Origin of the sequence: Halomonas sp. IOP_14, assembly GCF_021021315.1 — a bacterium.
GTDB classification, from domain to species: Bacteria; Pseudomonadota; Gammaproteobacteria; order Pseudomonadales; family Halomonadaceae; genus Vreelandella; species Vreelandella titanicae.
Window position 1 is genome coordinate 1 of record NZ_JAINWD010000032.1, and the last position, 19,233, is coordinate 19,233.

Sequence of the window (19,233 nt, forward strand, 5' to 3'; positions counted from 1 at the left end):
CTCAAACGCTTTTAGCGGTGACGTGGAGCTTGCCCTGGAAATTGATGGCGTTGCCGATACCCGCACGGTCACCTTTATCGACGGTGCCGCCACCCTAGCGGTTGATGTCGCCAACGACGACGAAGATAACGGTAGCGAAAACGTCACGGTCGCGCTTATCGGCGCCACCGGTGACAGCTTCGCCATCGACAGCGCCGCCGCGACGGCAAGCGGTAGCGTAAGCGAGGATGATGCCGTTCCAGACACTGTCGCGCCCATCGTTATCCAGGCAGAGGATGCTGCTCTGGTCACCGTCAATGATAGTGGCCTACCCTCCAATGCCGATTTCACGCGAGTGGTAGATCCTAATAATCCCGATGCCTTCACTAATTACCGTGAAGGAGCCGTCGGTGGTGCCTATATGGACTTTGGCACAAACCCCGGCGACGAAGTTATCTTCAACGTTGAAACCGAGGTAGCTGGCACCTACACCGCGGTAATTCGTTACGCCAACGGTAGCGCAGGGCCCCGCCCCCTTGACCTAATGATCAATGGAACGCCTGTTCCCCAAGCGGCTTTCCCGCCGGCAGTCAATGATGGCGTCAACGACCCATGGGATAGCTGGCTAGAGCTTGAAGTGGAGATGGAGCTTCAAGCTGGCCCCAACAGCGTCTCATTTGCCATACCGGCAGTGGCCGATGGCGGTGTCAATAACGGCCCCAATATCGATCAGATTATCTTCAACTACCAGCAGGACGACGGCGGTGAAACACCCACCGGGCCCTTCCTGTTTGAGATTCAGGGTGAAGCGCTCACCATCGACGATGATGAGCCTACCCCTGATACAGTGGTTCGCGACGCTAGCAATCCCGAAACCAATGCAGCCGCTGGCCCGGACGGCCTATGGGATGGTTTTACCGGCAGCGGCTACCTCGATATGGGCAACGAAGCCGGTGATGCGGCCTTCTTTGAGGTAGCCGTCGAAGAAGCGGGCACTTATACCCTGAATGTGCGCTATGCCAACGGTGATGGCGCCGGGGCTAGCCGACCGATGACTCTCCTGGTAGGTGGCGCCCCCCAGGGCCAACTGGCCTTCCCCACCACTGGCGCAGGCAACGACGGCTGGGTGAATTGGCAAGACGCCACCATTGAGCTGGAACTGATGGCGGGCAACAACACCATCCGGCTGGAGAACGTCGGTAATGCCGGCCCCAATATTGATAGCCTGAGCGTCAGCCGAGAGGGTACTCAAGAGCCACCGGTTGTCGAGCCAGGTGAGCGCTTTGCCGTCAAGATTAATTTCGAGCCCGATGGCTTTGCCACTCCGGAAGGCTATATCGCCGATACCGGCTTAGCGTTTGGCGATCAATCCGTCGAGATCGATGGCCAAGTTTACCAGTACGGCTGGGTTACCGAGGCCTCCATCGCCGATGGCACCGAAAATGGCACTATACCGATGGCGATCAATACCCTCTCCAGTGTCGCCGTCAACGACCGTACCGATGAGATTGCCGGGCTTGATCCTCGCCAGGGCACCTACGCTCACTTCGACCAGCCTGCGGAAGGCTATGTACGCGCCGGATGGGAAATGGAACTGGACGACGGCTATTATGAGGTCACGATTTCTATCGGCGATACCTCAGGGCCTTACGACAGCGTCAATCTGATCAACGCCGAAGGTGAGCAATTCAGCACCCCCTTTACGCCGTTCCGGCCCGATGATTTTCCAGCCGACAATAGCCCCAGCAACGACACCGAAGGCTTCCGCTCCGAGTTGGTCACCCGCGTGGTACAGGTTACCGATGGCCGCTTGACCCTGGATTCGATTGGCCTTGGTGATAATACCGAGGTCCAGTATATCGAGATCCAGTCGATTCCCGACCTGACACCGGAGGATGACCGTGAGGCACCGGAAGATTACGCCTTCTTCACCGACCCGCGTGCTATCGCCGGAGTGGGCGAGAACGAGATTCGGGTCGAGTTAGACGCCGAAGACGGCACGCCCCCCACCGGCGTCGATCCCGATTCGGATATTTTCGTGGGCATCTCGGTCGTCGATGGCCGTGGCGGTGCCCTGCTGGAAAGCTTAGGTGACGGCTCCGTACGGCTCTTCGAAACTGTCAGCGGCGAAGAGGTAGCTCTCAACGTCAACACTACCGGCGGCTTCGATTCGTTGACGATTTCTCCCAACAGCATGCTCAAAGAGTTCACCAGCTACACCCTGGTCATCGAAGGCTTTCAGGATCGTGGCGCCAATGACAACCCTGACGCTCCAACTCGGGAGTTCCAGAAATTCACCAACACCTTCATCACCGGTGAAGCCTCTGAAATTGTGCCAAGAGAAGTAGCATTCAACGATGTCATTGAGCTCAACGGCGCTGCCGACAACGCTTACCAGTTCACCTCGCTGGAGCTATCACCTGATGGCAGCAAGATGTACATCTCGAATATGCTGGGCGAGATCAAGCGTTACGACGTTAACCCGCAAACCGGCGCGCTCTCCAATGAGCAAGTGTTGGCACTCGACTATTTTGCAGGGGATTCGGCAGGATCGCGGGGCATTATCGGCCTAACCTTCGACCCTACCGATCCCAATGTCCTGTGGGTAAGCGATAACTATCCGATTCCACTTGAAGGGCGTGATAATGGCGTCCCCGATTTCAGTGGACGCATTTCCAAGATTACCCTGGAAGAAGGTGACGCTTTCAACGCCACTGCTGAAGCCTATATCACCGGACTGCCGCGCTCCAACGGCGACCACGTTACCAATAGCCTCGAATTCCGCGCCAACCCCGAATTCGATGCCAACACCAACCCAGACGTACCAAGCCACTTGCTGTATCTACTTCAGGGATCGAACTCGGCAATGGGGGCACCCGATAGTGCTTGGGGTAACCGTCCGGAGCGCCTGCTCAGTGCCGCTGTCATGGAAATAGATCCGACCCGTGAAGCGCCAGCAGGTGGCTTTGATGTGACCACCGAGCCCTTGCCTGAGGATGGCTTCAACCGCCGTTTCACCGACGATGACGGCGTTGATTTCAAGGCAGACCCGATTGCCATGGGTGATGACCGTTTTCTGGTCTTCGCGGCCAACGGTACCGCAACAGTAGAGGATTCCGATGGTAACTTGATCGAGAGTTATTATGATCCTTTCGCCGATGACGCTGTGGTCAAGATTTTTGCCACCGGCGTACGCAATGCCTATGACCTGGTGTGGCACTCCAATGGCAATCTCTACGTCCCGACCAACGGCTCGGCGGCCGGCGGCAATGTACCGGATGACCCTTCAACGCCGCAAAATGAATACGTAGGTAACGTCGAAAAACAGGACGACTACCTGTTTACGGTTAAGGAAGGAGGCTATTACGGACATCCCAATCCCCTGCGCGATGAGTTTATCCTCAACGGCGGTAACCCAACCGCAGGCAACGATGCCAACCAGGTAGGTAACTACCCTGCTGGCCAAGACCCTGACCCCAACTACGATATTGAGGGAGTCTATTCATTAGGCGAGAACCGTTCTCCCAACGGCGTCACCGAGTACACCAGCGGCGTGTTTGGCGGCAACCTGCAAGGCAGCGTGCTGTTCACCGAATATTCTGGTGGTGACGATATACGCTCCATTACTTTCGACGCCGCAGGCAACATCACTGGGGACGAAGTGCTCCGCGATGTGAATGGTAACGTTATCACCTACATAGACCCGCTGGATATTATCGAAAACCCGGCCACCGGCCAGCTCTACCTGCTGACGCTGAACCGCAACAACGGTCAGAGCCAGATCATTCGCCTCGACCCCGCTCCTGGAGGTGTCATCGTTGACCCAGAAGAGCCTGATGATGAGCTGGTGTCGCTACTCACTATTCAGGCAGAAGACAATACGCCCAACGATGGTACCAGCGTATCAATTGCTCAAGGTGGTGGTGCTGAGATTCAGATCCGCACGGTGAATAACCCCGAAGCCAACCAGCCAACCGGTGTCCGCCCTGGCGCCTTCGGTTTGGACGGTAACAATGATGATACCGATGGCGTATTAGGCGGCTATGCCGATTTTGGCAGTACGAATAGCGACTTTATCACCTTCAGTTTCGAGCTATCAGGGGCCGATGCGGGTGATTCAGTGCTGCGAGTTCGCTACGGTAACGGCGACACGGTTAATCGCCCGCTGGAAGTATTCGTCAATAACGTTAGCGTAGGTACCTTCGGCTTCAGCCCACCCGCTGGCGTCACTGGCGATGATGCCTGGAACGAGTGGCTAACGCTGGATATCCCAGCGTCGCTGGTATCAGGGCTTAATACGGTACGCTTCCAGGCCGTCAATAATACGGGCCCCAATATCGACCAGTTGGAGATCCTACAGGCCCCCGAAGACACATCGCCCGGCTACACCGACTACGAAGCTGAAAACGCTCAGCTCGATGGGCCGGTGATTATCACCAACAGTGAGGATGACCGCAACGCCTCGGGTGAAGGGTTCGTCGATTTCAATGGCACCAGCGACCAGAGTATTACCTGGACAGTAGAGGTCGATGAGGCTGGCACCTACGACGTTGGCTTCCGCTATGCCCTGGCAGCCTCCAAGGCTGACCGTCCAATGGTAGTCACCGTCAACGGTATCGATATTGGCACGCTCAATTTCCCAGGTCAGAGTAACGAAGCTGAGGATAACTGGTTCTTCCAGTCAACCGAGTTAACCCTGGGCACAGGCAGCAATACTATTACCGTCACAGCCCCGGGGGCCAATGGCCCCAATGTCGACCTGCTGCGCATCGCGGATACCCCATTGGATACCTTCGAGCCCGTTTACGCAGACATTGATGGCAGTGGCCGTATCGAGCTGGAAAGCGGCGATAGTGCTCGGGCTGTCAATGACCGTACCGCCGACTTCTACTTCACGGTGAATGAGGACGGCGCCTACAAACTTGACCTGGCCGCCAATGCGGGCGCACCGGATGGTGGTGCGTTGACGCTGCTGCTCAACGGGCAGCCGGTGGATGAGATGAGTTTCCCAGGCGTTGGCGAGGCCGGCGAGCAGTCCGCCTATATCGAGCTTCAGGCGGGACTCACCTACAACCTGCGGGTTGTTTCCACGGCGGATGGCGTCGATGAAATCGACTACCTTGATATCTCGCCCGCCCCCGGCGACCCCGATGCAGGTATCGGTATCCAGAGCAACGATGCGGCCTACTACTCCGACCGCTTGCACTTCAGCTACCTGGAGAACGACAGCGCCTCCAACCCTAACCGTGACTATAAAGAGGATGCCACGGTCACTATCAGCAATACCGGCACCAACGAGCTGGTTTTTATTGACGCCGATCTTGATGGCCCCTTCACTCTCGTCGATCCCGATATCTTCGCTGGCCTGACACTGGCTGCAGGAGAATCGATTGACGTGCAAGTGCTGTTTGACCGCGCGGCCTATACGCCACCCACTAACGATGCAGGCGACGGCGTCTTTGAGGGAACGCTGCGCCTGGTCACCAACGACGCCGACACCCCCGTCGCCGAGGTGCACCTAGCAGGCTTCTGGCAGGCGCGTGACGAAGGCGGCTGGGAGCCCAACGTCAACGAGGTCTGGGAAGTGTTCGGTTTTGGCAACGTCATCCAGGGGCTAACCACCGTAGGTGGTGGCGAGAACTCGGTTCTCAACGACTTCGACCTTTACCGGCCGGTCAATGATGACGAGGTGATGTCACGTTACTGGAAGATAGCCGATGGCTTTGAGTCGGCCACGATTACCCAGTTGGCGGCCTACCACGGCAACGGGGGAGCAACGCTGGGGATTCATAATCCCGGCAATAAAAACCAGGATATTATCCTTTCCGATCATGCAGGCGACAATAACCAGTCGCTACTGCCTATCAAGGCCAATGGACAATTCGCGACGGCAACGTTCACTCGCGACCAAATCCCCGACGGCTGGATCGGTAACGATATCTTTGGTATCGAGGTTGCCAATCTCTCAACCGACCCGTCGCTCAATCCCACTGGAGGCGGCACGGTACCGCCAGGGGCGGAAGACATTGAGCGTGGCTATACCGTGCGGGTATTCCAGGCACTGGATGCCAATGGCAACGTAATCCCTAACACCTACCTGGGCGTGATGGATTACACCGGCATCAACTATGACTACAACGACAACATGTTTGTCATTGAAGGGATCTCACCGGTTTCCGGCGGCGAGATCTCCATCACCAACCTGGATGGGGTACCCTCGGATGATCGCCTGGTGATGAGCCGAATAGAAAACCCGGCCAACGCCAGCCAGGTGTTCCACGACGAATCGACCTTTACCATCACCAACGATGGCTTCGCCGACCTGGAGATCAGCAGCCTGGCAATTTCCGATCCGAGCCTATTTGAGATCGTGGGAGCCACCGAAAACCTGCTCATTCCCGCCGGCGGCACACTGGATGTCACCGTTCGCTTTATCGCCGAGGATTTCGATGACGGTACGCTGTATGAGTCCACGCTGATCATTAACTCAAACGACGGTGATGAGGGAACCAAAACGATCCAACTGGCGGGGATTGCCCAGGGCCAGTCAGAGAATGGCCAGGAGCCGCTGGTACAGGAGATCATCGATGCCTTCGGCTTCTCGACCAATGTGGCCGAGGGGCAGATGAATCAGGGCGGGTTGGTGGAAGCGAACGGGGATGAGATTCTCTCGCCCTACTTCCAGCGTGCCGACGGTCAATCGCCGATCAAGATCACCCAGTTGGCGGCATATCATACCCAAGGCGATGTGGCGCGACTGTTTATCCACGATGTGGATAGCCGGGATCGTGACGAGATACTGGCCCACGACGAGCAGGATGGGCAAACGCTGCTGCCGCGGGCACTCAATAGTGGCGACTTGCTGACCACCACCACTCTGGATCGGGACGCGCCCTTTGGCTTCTTTGCGGACATTACCGGTCGCCAAGGCTACATCTCCTGGTCTGACCCCGATGCCAACCTCTACGAAGACACCATCGATGCTATCGGCAGCCCCGGCACCAACCTGAACTGGGACGAAAACGACGGCCACCTGATTCGCGTCTACGTAGCGAAAGACGCAGCAGGCAACGTCATTCCCAATACCTATATCGTGATTCAGGACTATGCGGGGGTGAACTACGACTACAACGACAATATCTTCCTGGTCGAGAATGTTCAGACCTATGACCCCACCGGGGTGGAGGATGCCGATGGCAACGGCCGCATCGATCTCTATGACGACAGTGACGGCGATGGCATTCCGAACTTCCTGGATGACCAGGCACCTGTAGAGCAAACTGCTTACAACACAGGCGAAACGCCGTGGACACTCGGGGCGGGTGGATTGACGCTGGAAGCCAAGCTGTTCGATAACGGTGGCCAGGGCGTGGCCTACAACGACACCACCACCGCCCATCAGGGTGCAGCGTTCCGCTCCGACGAAGCGGTGGATATCTCCAACGGCACCGAAGCCTTGGGCTATATCGCCGATGGCGAGTGGGTCGAGTACACGCTCAATGTTGAAACGGCAGGCACCTATGCACTGAGCTTCCTCACCTCGGCAACATCAAATGGAAAATCCATCACCGCCGCTTTTGAGCAGGATGGCAACTTCCAGAGCAGTGCCTCGATCAACCTGCCCAATACCGGCAGCTTCACCAGCTTCCAGACGGTTGGCCCACTGGAGTTCGATCTTGATGCTGGCGAGCAAGTGTTGCGACTGACGTTCAACGGCGGCCAGCTTGACCTGCAGTCGTTCAGCTTCGAGGCGATCGACCTGGGAGAGGAGGAGCAACAGCCCTTCAACACCAACCAAACGCCATGGCTGGTAGAGGATGAAGGCCTCGTGCTGGATGCCGTCAACTACGATAGCGGCGGTCAGGATGTCGCCTACAACGACAGCAGCGAGAATCAGGAAGGTAGCAACTTCCGGGGCGATGGCGTGGACATCGTCGGTGACGGTTCGGCCATCGGCTGGATCGAAAACAATGAGTGGGTCGAGTACACGCTCAATGTGGCTCAGGCAGGCACTTACGAGCTCTCCTTCCTCTCGGCGCTGGGGTCGACCGGTGGTGCCGCACGCTCCATTACTGCGTCCTTCGCCCAAGGAGATAGCCCTTACACCACCGCCTCGCCGGTCAGCGTGAACTACAGCGGCAGTTGGACGACCTTTGTACCCACCGACAGCGTACAGGTAGAACTGGAAGCCGGTGAACAGGTGCTGCGCTTAACCTTTAACGGCGGCTCCCAAGACCTGGCCTCGTTCTCACTCGCCCCGATCACTACTATCGGCAGCCAAATACCCTTCAATGACAGTGGAACCCCCTGGGAGGTGGGCGACAGCTTCACGCTGGATGCCGCACTATTTGATGTCGGCGGTGAAGGCATCTCTTACAGCGATAGCGATCCTCAGCAAGAAGGTAGCAATTTCCGTGAAGGCGGCGTTGATATCGTCGGTAATGGCACAGCGATCGGCTGGGTTGATGTTGGAGAATGGGTTGAGTACACCATCGACGTGGCCCAATCCGGCACTTACAGCCTATCGTTCCTCGCTTCGACTCCCTCAAGCGATGTCACCATCACTGCCGCCGTCGAAAAAAATGGGGCGTTCTATCTGGAAGCCAGCTCACCGCCGCTGCCCAACACTGGCTCCTGGAGCAACCCTGTTGCCAGTGACGGTATGTTGCTCGATTTACAGGCCGGGGAGCAGACCCTGCGGTTAACCTTCAACGGGTCAGCGGGCAGCGACTTGATGGACTTCCAATCATTCACCCTTGAACGTGAGAACGTACAGCAAGCCTTTAACGAGGAGGGCACCCCCTGGTTGATTGACGACGACGGCCTGTTTCTCGACGCTATCAACTACGACCAGGGTGGCGCGGGCATAGCCTACAACGATAGCAGCGAAACCCAACTGGGTAACGCCAGCATTCGCGGCGAAGGTGTGGATATTGTTGGCGACGGTGAGGCCATAGGTTGGATCGCCAATAATGAATGGGTAGAGTACACCGTCGATGTCGTTGAAGCTGGCGAACACACCTTCTCGTTTATTACCGCGACACCTTGGTCTGGCCGCAGCATAACGGTCGCCGCTGAGAAAGATGGCGTGTTCTACGCACAAGCCTCCCCGCTTAGCGTTCCCAATAGCGGCGACTGGGGAAACTATGTCCAAGGGCCGGAGGTGACGCTCAACTTGCAGGAGGGGGAACAAGTAGTACGGTTAACCTTCAATGGTGGCTCAATGGATCTTCAATCACTCATCATTGAGCAAAGCGAGAACCAGCCCTCAGCACTAAGCCTTAATAGCGGTGAAGATGCCCTGGGGGTGACGGGAGTTCAAGAGCCATCAACGAGTGAGCTGTTGTTCTAACCGCGGTTACCAAGCCTGGTACGCAATATAGCCCGCTTTTTAGCGGGCTATATTGTGATCTCGTTAATCGTTTTAGGCGTTTTACATCTTTAGAACGGGATCTCATCGTCGAAGTCGTCGAAGTTACCCGGATCCGGAGCGCCGTAGCTGCTGTTCTGCTGGTTGGGCGGTGGAGCTTGGTTGCCCTGGTGCGGTGCTGGCTGAGCGGGCCGTGGTGGCTGCTGTGGGCTCTGCCCGCCAGGGTAGTTATTTCCGCCTTGAGGCGCACCACCCTGAGGGGGATAGCCGCCTTGGTGATTAGCAGCAGGATTATTTTGAGCCGGCGCATTCTGGGGGGCGTTCTGAGGAGCGTTCTGGGAATAGTTATTTTGCGGAGCGCCACCGCCCTGGTAATCACCGCTACGGCCATCAAGCATCTGCATATCGTTGGCAACGATTTCCGTCGAGTAGCGATCTTGCCCATTCTGATCCTGCCACTTACGGGTTTGCAGGCGCCCTTCAATATAGACTTTGGAGCCTTTTTTCAGGTACTGCTGGGCGATCTCAGCGGTTTTATTGAACATCACCACGCGGTGCCATTCGGTGCGCTCTTGGCGTTGACCGCTTTGGCGATCCATCCAGGTATCAGTGGTGGCCAGGTTTAGGTTGGCCACAGCGGTGCCGCTGGGAGTGAAACGCACCTCTGGATCCTGCCCGAGGTTGCCAATCAGAATGACTTTGTTAATGCCGCGAGCCATAAGGCGCTCCTTTAATAGCTGTCATGTAGAGTTTATTGCCAACCGCCGCCACACTTCATCGGCACGGCTGGATTAAGATTTGGGGGGTGCCATGAGCTTGTTCAACGCCGCCTGATCGAGCTGCTGGCGGTTCACCTTTAAATAGACCAAACGCTCTTCTGGCACCACCATTACGTCTTCGACGCCGACCACATCGGCTAAGTGTTCCATCAACAGGTCGAGCGCATCTGCCTGGGTCTCGTGTAGCGCCACCACTTCGCTGGAGAGCGGGGGCGGTGCGGGCATCCGCCACATGGCGATCCACCAGCATAGCGCAAGCCCAGCACAGCCAATAAAAACCGCGTTGAGGCCACCGTAATGCGCCAGTAAACCGCCTAGCGTACCGCCTAAAAAAGCGCCTAAAAATTGGCTGGTGGAGTAGACCCCCATCGCGGTACCTTTGGCGCCCGCCGGGGCTAACTTACTGAGCATGGAAGGTAGCGTCGCTTCCAGCAAGTTAAAGCCGGTGAAGAACACAAACAGCCATACAAACAGCCAGTAACTTGGCGAGAGTGGCAACCCCAGCCCGGCCAAACTAATCACAATAGCGCCGATCGCAACCAAGCACATCAAACGCATGCGCTGCTGCTTCTCGGCCACAATTATCAGCGGCACCATGGCCACAAACGATAGCGCCATAATGCCAAGATATGCCAGCCCGTGATACTCAATCGCTACACCGGCGTCTAGCAGGCGAAAAGGTACCGCGACAAATATCGCCATCAGCACTAAATGCAGGGCAAAAATCGACATATCCAGCCGCCATAAATCGGGGCGGGTGATGACACTTTTAAACTGCTGGCGATCCATGCCCACATCGCGGTGACGTCGCCGCCGCGGCGCGGCAGGCACCCAGCGCCATAGCACCAGCAGCCCCACCAGCGTTAGTAGCGAGGTAAACCAGAAGACCCCAGCCAGCCCAGCCCAGGCGGCAAGCCATGGCCCCAGCACCATCGCAATCGCAAACGAAACGCCAATAGAAAGCCCAATGGTGGCCATAGCGGCGGTGCGCACTTCTTCACGGGTTTGATCCGCCAGCAGCGCCATAATCGCCGCGGCAACGGCACCGCCACCCTGCAGCGCTCGCCCGGCAATCACACCAATAATGGTATCGGATAGAGCGGCGACCACGCTGCCGAGTGCAAATATCAATAGCCCCATGGCAATCACCCGCTTACGACCAATGCGGTCAGAGAGTAAGCCAAACGGGATTTGCAGCGTTGCCTGGGTTAAACCATAAATCCCCAGCGCCACGCCCACGAGTAGCGGGGTCGAACCCTCAAGGGTGTCGGCATACAGCGCCAACACCGGCAGCACCATAAACAGACCCAGCATGCGCGATGCATAAAGCCCGGCCAAACCACTGATCGCACGTCGTTCAGAGGCCAGCAATAGTGCGGAAACCTTGCGCATAATGCCCTTTTATATGGTGGTTAAGCATGTGGTGAGTCAGTGTGGATTGTGACAATCCTCTATTCTAGCGGTTTGGGCTGGCGCTGGAAACGTCGCGAGTTGCCGCAGGTTATCTTGGGTTATGAAAGCGGTTTTGCCGGGAGGGTGCCGACAAACGTATAATCACGCTTTTGCCGCGCGATTCGAGGTGTTGATGGACAGCATTCTGGTCAGGGGTGCCCGCACCCACAACCTCAAGCAGATCGATGTGGAACTGCCCCGTAACAAGCTGATTGTGATTACCGGCCTCTCCGGCTCGGGTAAATCGTCGTTAGCGTTCGACACCCTTTACGCCGAGGGGCAGCGCCGCTACGTGGAATCGCTCTCCACCTATGCGCGCCAGTTCCTGTCGATGATGGAAAAGCCCGATGTGGATCACATCGAAGGGCTGTCACCTGCGATCTCCATTGAGCAGAAGTCCACTTCCCACAACCCGCGCTCGACCGTGGGCACCATTACCGAAATTTACGACTACCTGCGCCTACTGTTTGCCCGTGCCGGGACGCCCCGCTGTCCAGAACATGGTGAGGACTTGGAAGCCCAGACCATTTCGCAGATGGTCGATCAGGTCATGAACCTCGCCGAAGGCACCAAGTTAATGCTGCTGGCGCCGGTGGTCAAAGGCCGTAAAGGTGAACATTTACAGCTATTGGCAGAGCTACGCGCCCAGGGCTTTGTGCGCGCCTTGATCGATGGTCAGGTGCTGGAACTGGATGACATAGCCCCGCTGGATAAGCGCAAAAAACACGATATCAGCGTGGTGGTTGACCGCTTCAAAGTGCGCGACGACCTTGCCCAGCGGCTGGCGGAATCCTTTGAAACCGCGTTGAACCTCGCCGACGGCACCGCCATGATTCACTTTATGGACGGAGAGCGCGACGATATTGCCTTCTCGTCGCGCTTTGCCTGCCCGGTGTGCGGCTACTCGCTGGCGGAACTTGAGCCGCGCATGTTCTCGTTCAACAATCCGGCGGGCGCCTGCCCCACCTGTGACGGGCTAGGCGTACAGCAGTACTTCGATCCGGACAAGCTCATCAGCCACCCGGAGCTATCACTTGCCGAAGGCGTGATCAAAGGCTGGGATCGGCGCAATATTTACTACTTCACTCAGCTCCAGGCACTGGCCAAGCACTACGGCTTTGAGCTGGAAACGCCCTGGCAAGAGCTCGCCCGCCACGAGCGGGAGGTTATCTTAAACGGCAGCGGCGACGAACAGATACCGTTTGTGTACGTGGGTGATCGCGGCCGTAAAGTGACCCGCGAACACGCTTTCGAAGGCGTACTGCCCAATATGCAGCGCCGCTATCGGGAAACCGAATCCAATATGGTGCGCGATGACCTGGTCAAATACATCGCCGTACAGCCCTGCGCCACCTGTAATGGCTCGCGCCTGCGTAAAGAGTCACGCCATGTTTACGTGGATGATCACAATATCGCCGAGATTGTGCGCTTTCCGATTGGTGAGGCGTGGCGCTACTTTGCCGACCTAAGCCTGCCAGGACGCAAAGGTGAGATCGCCGATAAAATCGTCCATGAAATTCACGCCCGGCTAGAGTTTCTGGTCAACGTGGGGCTGGACTATCTCAACCTGGAGCGCAGTGCCGATACCCTTTCCGGCGGTGAAGCCCAGCGTATCCGTTTAGCCAGCCAAATCGGCGCAGGCTTGGTCGGGGTCATGTATATTCTCGATGAGCCGTCGATTGGCTTGCATCAGCGCGACAACGACCGACTGCTGAAAACCCTTGAGCGACTGCGTGACTTAGGCAATACCGTGATTGTGGTAGAGCACGATGAAGACGCTATTCGCGCCGCCGACCACGTGCTGGATATCGGCCCAGGTGCGGGTGTGCACGGCGGTGAAATCGTTGCCCAGGGCACCCCGCAAGACGTGATGGACAACCCCAACTCGCTGACCGGCCAATACTTATCTGGCTCCCGGGAAATTGCCGTGCCGCCCTACCGCATACCCGGCAATCCAGAAAAGCAGCTGATTGTGCGCGGCGCTACCGGCAATAACCTGCAGAACGTCACCCTTAGCCTGCCGCTGGGGCTGTTTATCGCCATCACCGGCGTTTCCGGCTCAGGTAAATCGACGTTGATCAACGGCACCTTGATGCCGATTGCGGCGCGCGAATTAAATCGCGCGACAACATTGACCGCCGCGCCCTATGAGAAGATCGAGGGGCTCGACCAGCTCGATAAAGTCATCGATATCGACCAGAGCCCGATTGGCCGCACGCCACGCTCCAATCCAGCCACCTATACGGGTATTTTTACGCCGATTCGCGAGCTGTTTGCGGGCACCCAAGAAGCGCGTTCCCGGGGCTATAAGCCTGGCCGCTTCAGTTTTAACGTCAAAGGTGGGCGCTGCGAGGCGTGCCAGGGCGAAGGCATGATCAAGGTAGAGATGCACTTTCTGCCGGATATCTACGTGCCCTGCGATGTCTGTAAGGGCAAACGCTACAACCGCGAAACCCTGGACATTCATTACAAGGGTAAAACCATCCACGAAGTGCTGGCCATGACGGTGGAAGACGCCCTGGAGTTCTTTAGCCCAGTGCCCGCCATTGCACGTCGCCTGCAAACCTTGCTAGATGTAGGCCTTTCCTACATTCGCTTAGGGCAAAGCGCCACCACCCTTTCCGGTGGCGAAGCGCAGCGGGTTAAACTCGCCCGTGAATTGGCCAAGCGTGATACCGGCAAAACGCTGTATATCTTGGATGAGCCCACCACCGGCCTGCACTTTGAGGATATTCGCCAACTGCTGACGGTACTTCACCGTCTGCGCGATCACGGCAATACCATCGTGGTGATTGAGCACAACCTGGATGTGATCAAAACCGCCGACTGGATTGTCGATCTTGGCCCCGAAGGGGGGTCAGGTGGCGGACAGATCATCGCCGAGGGCACGCCGGAACAGCTCGCCAAACAGGACGTTTCGCATACCGGCCGCTTCTTAGCGCCGCTGCTCGCGCGAGGCAAGCGTGCAACGAAGCGTTGACGCTGGTTTTCGAGGGGTGAGCGCTGCTCACCCCAGGCTAAATAGGTACGCTAGTTAGCCTATTTGGGCGACGCAGTAGATGGCCACATCGTTTATAGTGGCGGGCAGATAATCGTTAGCAGTATTATCCAATCCTGTGCTGGAGGGATACGTCGTGGGTCAGGAAAACAGCTGTATTATTAAGCACTTCAATCACTACTGCTCATTAAGCGATGATGAGAAGGGATTGCTCATGGCGCTAGAGGAGAGCCCAACCAATATTAAGTCGGGCACGCTACTCTGGGAGATGGGCGATGCGGCCAATGAGTTTTGCACGCTAAAAAGTGGTTGGGCCTACTCCTACCGTCACTTAGAGAATGGTGACCGACAGATTCTCGAAGTGTTTTTGCCGGGCGATATCATCGGGTTGCGCGAGTTTGCCTTCTCGCAGCGGCTTGAAAATGTGCGCATGATTGATGATGGCGTGATTTGTCATTTCCCGCATAAACGTATGCTGGAAATATTTCGCCAGTCGCTGCCTCTCACCTCGGTGATGTTTGCCATTGGCAGCCGTCAGCAGGCGCTGCTCACTGAGCGCCTCGTCACTCTGGCCAGACGCAGTGCACGTAAGAAAATGGCGCATTTTCTGTATGAAATGTATTTAAGGCTGCGCCAAACCAACCCGGATATTAGCAACCAGTTCCGCCTGCCGCTCTCACAGGAGCAGTTAGCCGATGTGCTCGGGCTAAGCCCGGTACACGTTAGCCGCACCTTTACGGCGCTTAGTGAAGACGGCCTAGTATTTCGCGACCGCCACCATGTCACCATTCCAGACTTATCCGCGCTATGCACCGAAGGTGAATTTGACGATTGCTACCTCACCGACAATGTCCGGCCACTGTTAGGCGATTCCGCCTGAGAAAACTAACCACACTTTGACCAGCCGCAGCCAGCATAGCAGGTCGGGCAGCCATCCATCATGATCAGCTCACCGCGGCACTCGGGGCAGTTACCCACTATGGCTGGGCCACTGCCTTCAGGCTTTTTTCCCTTCGTTGCCTTATCACCGCCAATCGACTCCACCGCGCCTGTTTCAATGGGTGCATCATTAGCTTCGTCTTCAGCACCGGGCTGCCAAGCGTGGCCGTGAGCCATACGATGAGCATAACGCTCTACCAGCTTTTCAACCGGCACCTGGTTGCCATCCCGATCTAGAAAACCGCGGCGATAAAGAATCTGCTGAATCGACCAGGCAATCGCCGCCACTTCCGAATCGTGGAACATTGGCTTGTTCCAGCGGTTCATGCCACAGCGCACCAAGCCTTTGTCCCAGGCCACTTTGCGCAGATCCGCCACCGCTTGTGTGACGTAACCACCACGGGCCGCCAGCGAAAGGCTGCGCATGGTCGCGGTGATCCACTGGTGCTCGCTGGAGAGCTGCCCTGACGGAAAAAAGAACTCCACCGGGCGCTCAATCACCACGCGCTTACTGCCAATCACGCCTTCCACTGGCATAAACGACACCAGCAAATAGACTTTTTTGCGCCCTTCCGCGCCTACGTATGAAATCTTTTCAGACACGGCTTCCAACGTGCCTTCCGGACGGGAAGGTATACGCACCGTTAGCGGATCTTCATCTTGTAGCTCAGGAACGGGAACGGCCTGCTCCTGCTGCTTGATACGGTAACCCACAATTTTTGAAGTAATTTCTACAGCCATGGTGTTCTCCACTTAGCAAAGGTGTGCGTTTTTAAACAGGTGGCGCTTAACGCAGCATCACCATTTGCCGTAGGTGCCTTCTTTTAAGCCATCAAAGAGGTTGGCAGCGTTATGCTCTTCACCGTCGTAAATCACCTTCTCATCCCCGGCTAGTTCGAGGGTTTCACCGTTTTCCAGTTCGAATACGTAGGTCGTGTTTTTAAGATCATCTTCCCGCACGAGCACGCCCTGGAAAGCTTCGGGATTAAAGCGAAAAGTAGTGCAGCCTTTTAAGCGGCTTTCATAAGCCTGCAAATAGAGGTTCTGGAACTGTTCAAAGGGGAACTCGGTAGGCACATTGACCGTTTTCGAGATCGCTGAATCCACCCAGTGCTGGGCGGCGGCTTGAACGGCAACGTGCTGTTCGGGAGATATCGCATCGGCGGTAACGAAGTAGTCAGGCAGGTCGCTGTCCACCGCATCAGATGCAATAAAGTGACGGTAGGCGGCCAGCTCAAAGGAGACGACTTCGACCTGCTCTTTGGTCTTCTTGCCCGACTGAATAATATTGCGGAAATAGCGATGCGAGAAGGAGGGTTCGATACCGTTGGAGGCGTTGTTACCCATCGACAGGCTGATCGTGCCGGTCGGCGCGATCGAGCTGTGGTGGGTAAAGCGCGCGCCGTGCTCGGCCAGTTGCGCCACCAACTCCGGCTCATGCTCGGCCACTTGGGCCATATATTGGCTGTAACGGGCGTGCAGAATGCGCCCTGGCACTTGATCACTCACTTCGTAGCCATCTTTAGCCAACTGTGGCCGCTCACGCAGCATTTTGGGGGTAATGGTGTGCTCCTGTTCGAGCACCGGCGCCATGCCCTTCTCTTGAGAAAGCTCCAGCGCCTGTTTCCAGCCCTCAATGGCTAAATGACGGCTGACTTCATCGGTGAATACCAGTGACTGCTTAGAGCCGTAGGGAATCTTTAACATAGTAAGCGTCGACCCTAAGCCTAGAAAACCCATGCCGTGGCGACGCTTGGCTTCAATCTCACGCTGCTGCTGGGGCAGCGGTAGACCAGCAATTTCCACCACGTTGTCGAGCATACGGGTGAAGATCGCCACCACTTTGCGATAGCGTTCCCAATCAAAGCGCGGCTCGGCGCCAAAGGGGTCGATCACAAACTTGGTTAGGTTGACAGAACCCAGCAGGCAGGCGCCTTCTGGCGGCAAGGGTTGTTCGCCACAGGGATTCGTCGCACGGATATCTTCGCAGAACCAGTTGTTGTTCATCCGATTAACTTGGTCGATCAGGATAAAGCCGGGCTCGGCGTAGTCGTAGGTGGAGGACATGATGGTGTCCCACAACTCGCGCGCTTTAATCACTTCAACAATGCGGCAGGCGACGCGGCCTTCGGCATCGACCGTGTAGCCCTCTTCAACCACCGGCCAGTCGCGGTAGATCAGGTCTTCCGCTTTGACATCCTCTTTCTCACCGGGGTGCAGCGGAAAAGCCAGCGGCCAGTCAGCATTGTTCTTGACCGCTTCCATAAATTCGTCGGTGATCAGCAAGCTGAGGTTAAACTGTCGTAGGCGCCCCGCTTCGCGCTTGGCCTGAATAAACTCACGTACGTCCGGATGCCCCACGTCAAAGGTGCCCATCTGGGCACCACGCCGACCACCAGCAGAGGCGACGGTGAAGCACATCTTGTCGTAGATATCCATAAACGCCAGTGGGCCGTTGGTGCCCGCGCCAGCGCCGAATACGAACGCGCCCTTATGACGCAGCGTCGAGAAGTCGTAGCCGATACCCGCCCCGGATTTCAGCGTCATACCCGCATCGACCACTGAGTCGAGGATATCGCGCATGGAGTCACGAATGGTGCGGGAGACAGTGCAGTTAATCAGGCTCACCGCAGGCTTGTAGGCCTCAGCCCCCGCGTTGGAGAGAATACGACCGGCAGGTATGGCGCCATTTTCCAGCGCCCAGCGGAACTTCGGCAGCCACTCTTCCGCCTTATCACCTTCCACCGCAGCCAGGGCGCGAGCAACACGTTCAAACGTAGCACCGACGTCTTGATCCACGGGCTGACTATGACGATCCTTGAGACGGTATTTGGCGTCCCAGATTTCCCGCGAGGGGGCCTGCATCGGGACATCATTAGAGGTCTTCATAGCCTTGGCAGCGGTGCTCATGTCGCAAAACTCCTTCACAGCGGGGTGAATTATAGCGCTCAAATAGGGCGATTATACGTAGCATCGGAGTGAAGTATAGACGTGACCTCCCACCATATGAGGCACTTTTTTTAATTTTTTCTACCATATATAGGAAAATCAGCGCGTTACTGTTTTGCCAATCCCAAACACGATATAGACTGGGGTTTTGGGTTAAATGGCTTTGATCATGTCCGCAACTCACTTCCTGCGCTCTCCATCCCAGTATCTTTGCACGCTCACGTTTACCGTTGTGGCGATAGCGACCATGTGGATGGTCGCTACGCCCGTCACTAACGCGACCACCTTCAATACCGACGATGTGGCCACCCACGACCATTGGCAGTCAATGACGCTCTCACTGGGGGGCGAACGCCACTATCGGGCGGTAGAAACCCACAGCTACTCGGATGCGACGCTGAGCTTGAATGCCACCTCGGGCGTTTGCGATTTACCCTGGCTGGAGATGCGCGTCACCCTTGAGCAGCAGCAGGGAGAGAGCCGTACAGTAAACCTGGTGCCCACTCGGCTGCGCATCGATGAGCGGCCCGTTATCGACACCATGGCGGAATTTATCACTGAGCGCGGCGATGACGGGTTTTATGCTCACTTTTATTTAAGTGACTTGGCATCACTGATGGCCGACATGCGCCAGGGGGAGCAGCTATTTCTCGGCTTCGACCAGGACGAGCGCGAGCCGTGGTATATGACCTTTAGCCTAAAAGGCGCCGATGCGGCGATCAACCGGATGCTCACCCAGTGTGAAGGTAGTGGCACCTAAAGGTTTG

Annotated in this window: 8 protein-coding genes; 4 read left to right on the forward strand and 4 right to left on the reverse strand. The window is 56.7% G+C overall.

All coding sequences use genetic code 11. The features are described 5' to 3' along the window. Positions 1 to 22 precede the first annotated feature (22 nt). A complete protein-coding gene (locus tag K7H09_RS17835) occupies positions 23 to 9,331 on the forward strand; it encodes a carbohydrate-binding protein (RefSeq protein WP_230805433.1) in 9,309 nt (3,102 codons plus the stop codon). Between the two features lie 89 nt (positions 9,332 to 9,420). On the opposite strand, the gene K7H09_RS17840 is transcribed toward K7H09_RS17835, so the two are convergent. Continuing rightward, positions 9,421 to 10,068 (reverse strand): single-stranded DNA-binding protein, encoded by a 648-nt coding sequence (locus K7H09_RS17840; protein ID WP_022520910.1) that lies wholly within the window; start codon positions 10,066 to 10,068, stop codon positions 9,421 to 9,423. Positions 10,069 to 10,140: 72 nt separating this feature from the next. Next, entirely contained in the window at positions 10,141 to 11,520 is a 1,380-nt protein-coding gene (locus K7H09_RS17845) for an MFS transporter (protein ID WP_009288452.1), read from the reverse strand. Between the two features lie 193 nt (positions 11,521 to 11,713). Between K7H09_RS17845 and uvrA the strand changes: the two genes are divergently transcribed. Beyond that, positions 11,714 to 14,560 (forward strand): excinuclease ABC subunit UvrA, encoded by a 2,847-nt coding sequence (uvrA, locus tag K7H09_RS17850; RefSeq protein WP_230805435.1) that lies wholly within the window; start codon positions 11,714 to 11,716, stop codon positions 14,558 to 14,560. A gap of 154 nt (positions 14,561 to 14,714) precedes the next feature. Then, positions 14,715 to 15,458 carry a Crp/Fnr family transcriptional regulator gene (locus K7H09_RS17855; RefSeq protein ID WP_022520912.1) on the forward strand — a complete coding sequence of 248 codons (744 nt, stop codon included), beginning with the start codon at positions 14,715 to 14,717 and terminating at the stop codon, positions 15,456 to 15,458. A 5-nt stretch (positions 15,459 to 15,463) separates the two neighbouring features. Here K7H09_RS17855 and K7H09_RS17860 read toward each other — a convergent pair whose 3' ends face one another. Beyond that, positions 15,464 to 16,258 carry a hypothetical protein gene (locus tag K7H09_RS17860; protein WP_022520913.1) on the reverse strand — a complete coding sequence of 265 codons (795 nt, stop codon included), beginning with the start codon at positions 16,256 to 16,258 and terminating at the stop codon, positions 15,464 to 15,466. 57 nt (positions 16,259 to 16,315) lie between these two features. Next, positions 16,316 to 18,427 carry an adenosylcobalamin-dependent ribonucleoside-diphosphate reductase gene (locus K7H09_RS17865; protein ID WP_041159374.1) on the reverse strand — a complete coding sequence of 704 codons (2,112 nt, stop codon included), beginning with the start codon at positions 18,425 to 18,427 and terminating at the stop codon, positions 16,316 to 16,318. Positions 18,428 to 18,623: 196 nt separating this feature from the next. Here K7H09_RS17865 and K7H09_RS17870 point away from each other — a divergent pair, with 196 nt between their 5' ends. After that, on the forward strand, positions 18,624 to 19,226 hold the full coding sequence (locus tag K7H09_RS17870) for a hypothetical protein (protein WP_041159375.1): 603 nt from the start codon (positions 18,624 to 18,626) through the stop codon (positions 19,224 to 19,226). Positions 19,227 to 19,233 lie beyond the last annotated feature (7 nt).

Bases quoted from the DNA above. Each gene is read 5' to 3' on its own strand.
- K7H09_RS17840 (WP_022520910.1), bottom strand. From the start codon at position 10,068: ATGGCTCGCGGCATTAACAAAGTCATTCTGATTGGCAACCTCGGGCAG.
- K7H09_RS17845 (WP_009288452.1), bottom strand. From the start codon at position 11,520: ATGCGCAAGGTTTCCGCACTATTGCTGGCCTCTGAACGACGTGCGATC.
- uvrA (WP_230805435.1), top strand. From the start codon at position 11,714: ATGGACAGCATTCTGGTCAGGGGTGCCCGCACCCACAACCTCAAGCAG.
- K7H09_RS17860 (WP_022520913.1), bottom strand. From the start codon at position 16,258: ATGGCTGTAGAAATTACTTCAAAAATTGTGGGTTACCGTATCAAGCAG.
- K7H09_RS17865 (WP_041159374.1), bottom strand. From the start codon at position 18,427: ATGAGCACCGCTGCCAAGGCTATGAAGACCTCTAATGATGTCCCGATG.
- K7H09_RS17870 (WP_041159375.1), top strand. From the start codon at position 18,624: ATGGCTTTGATCATGTCCGCAACTCACTTCCTGCGCTCTCCATCCCAG.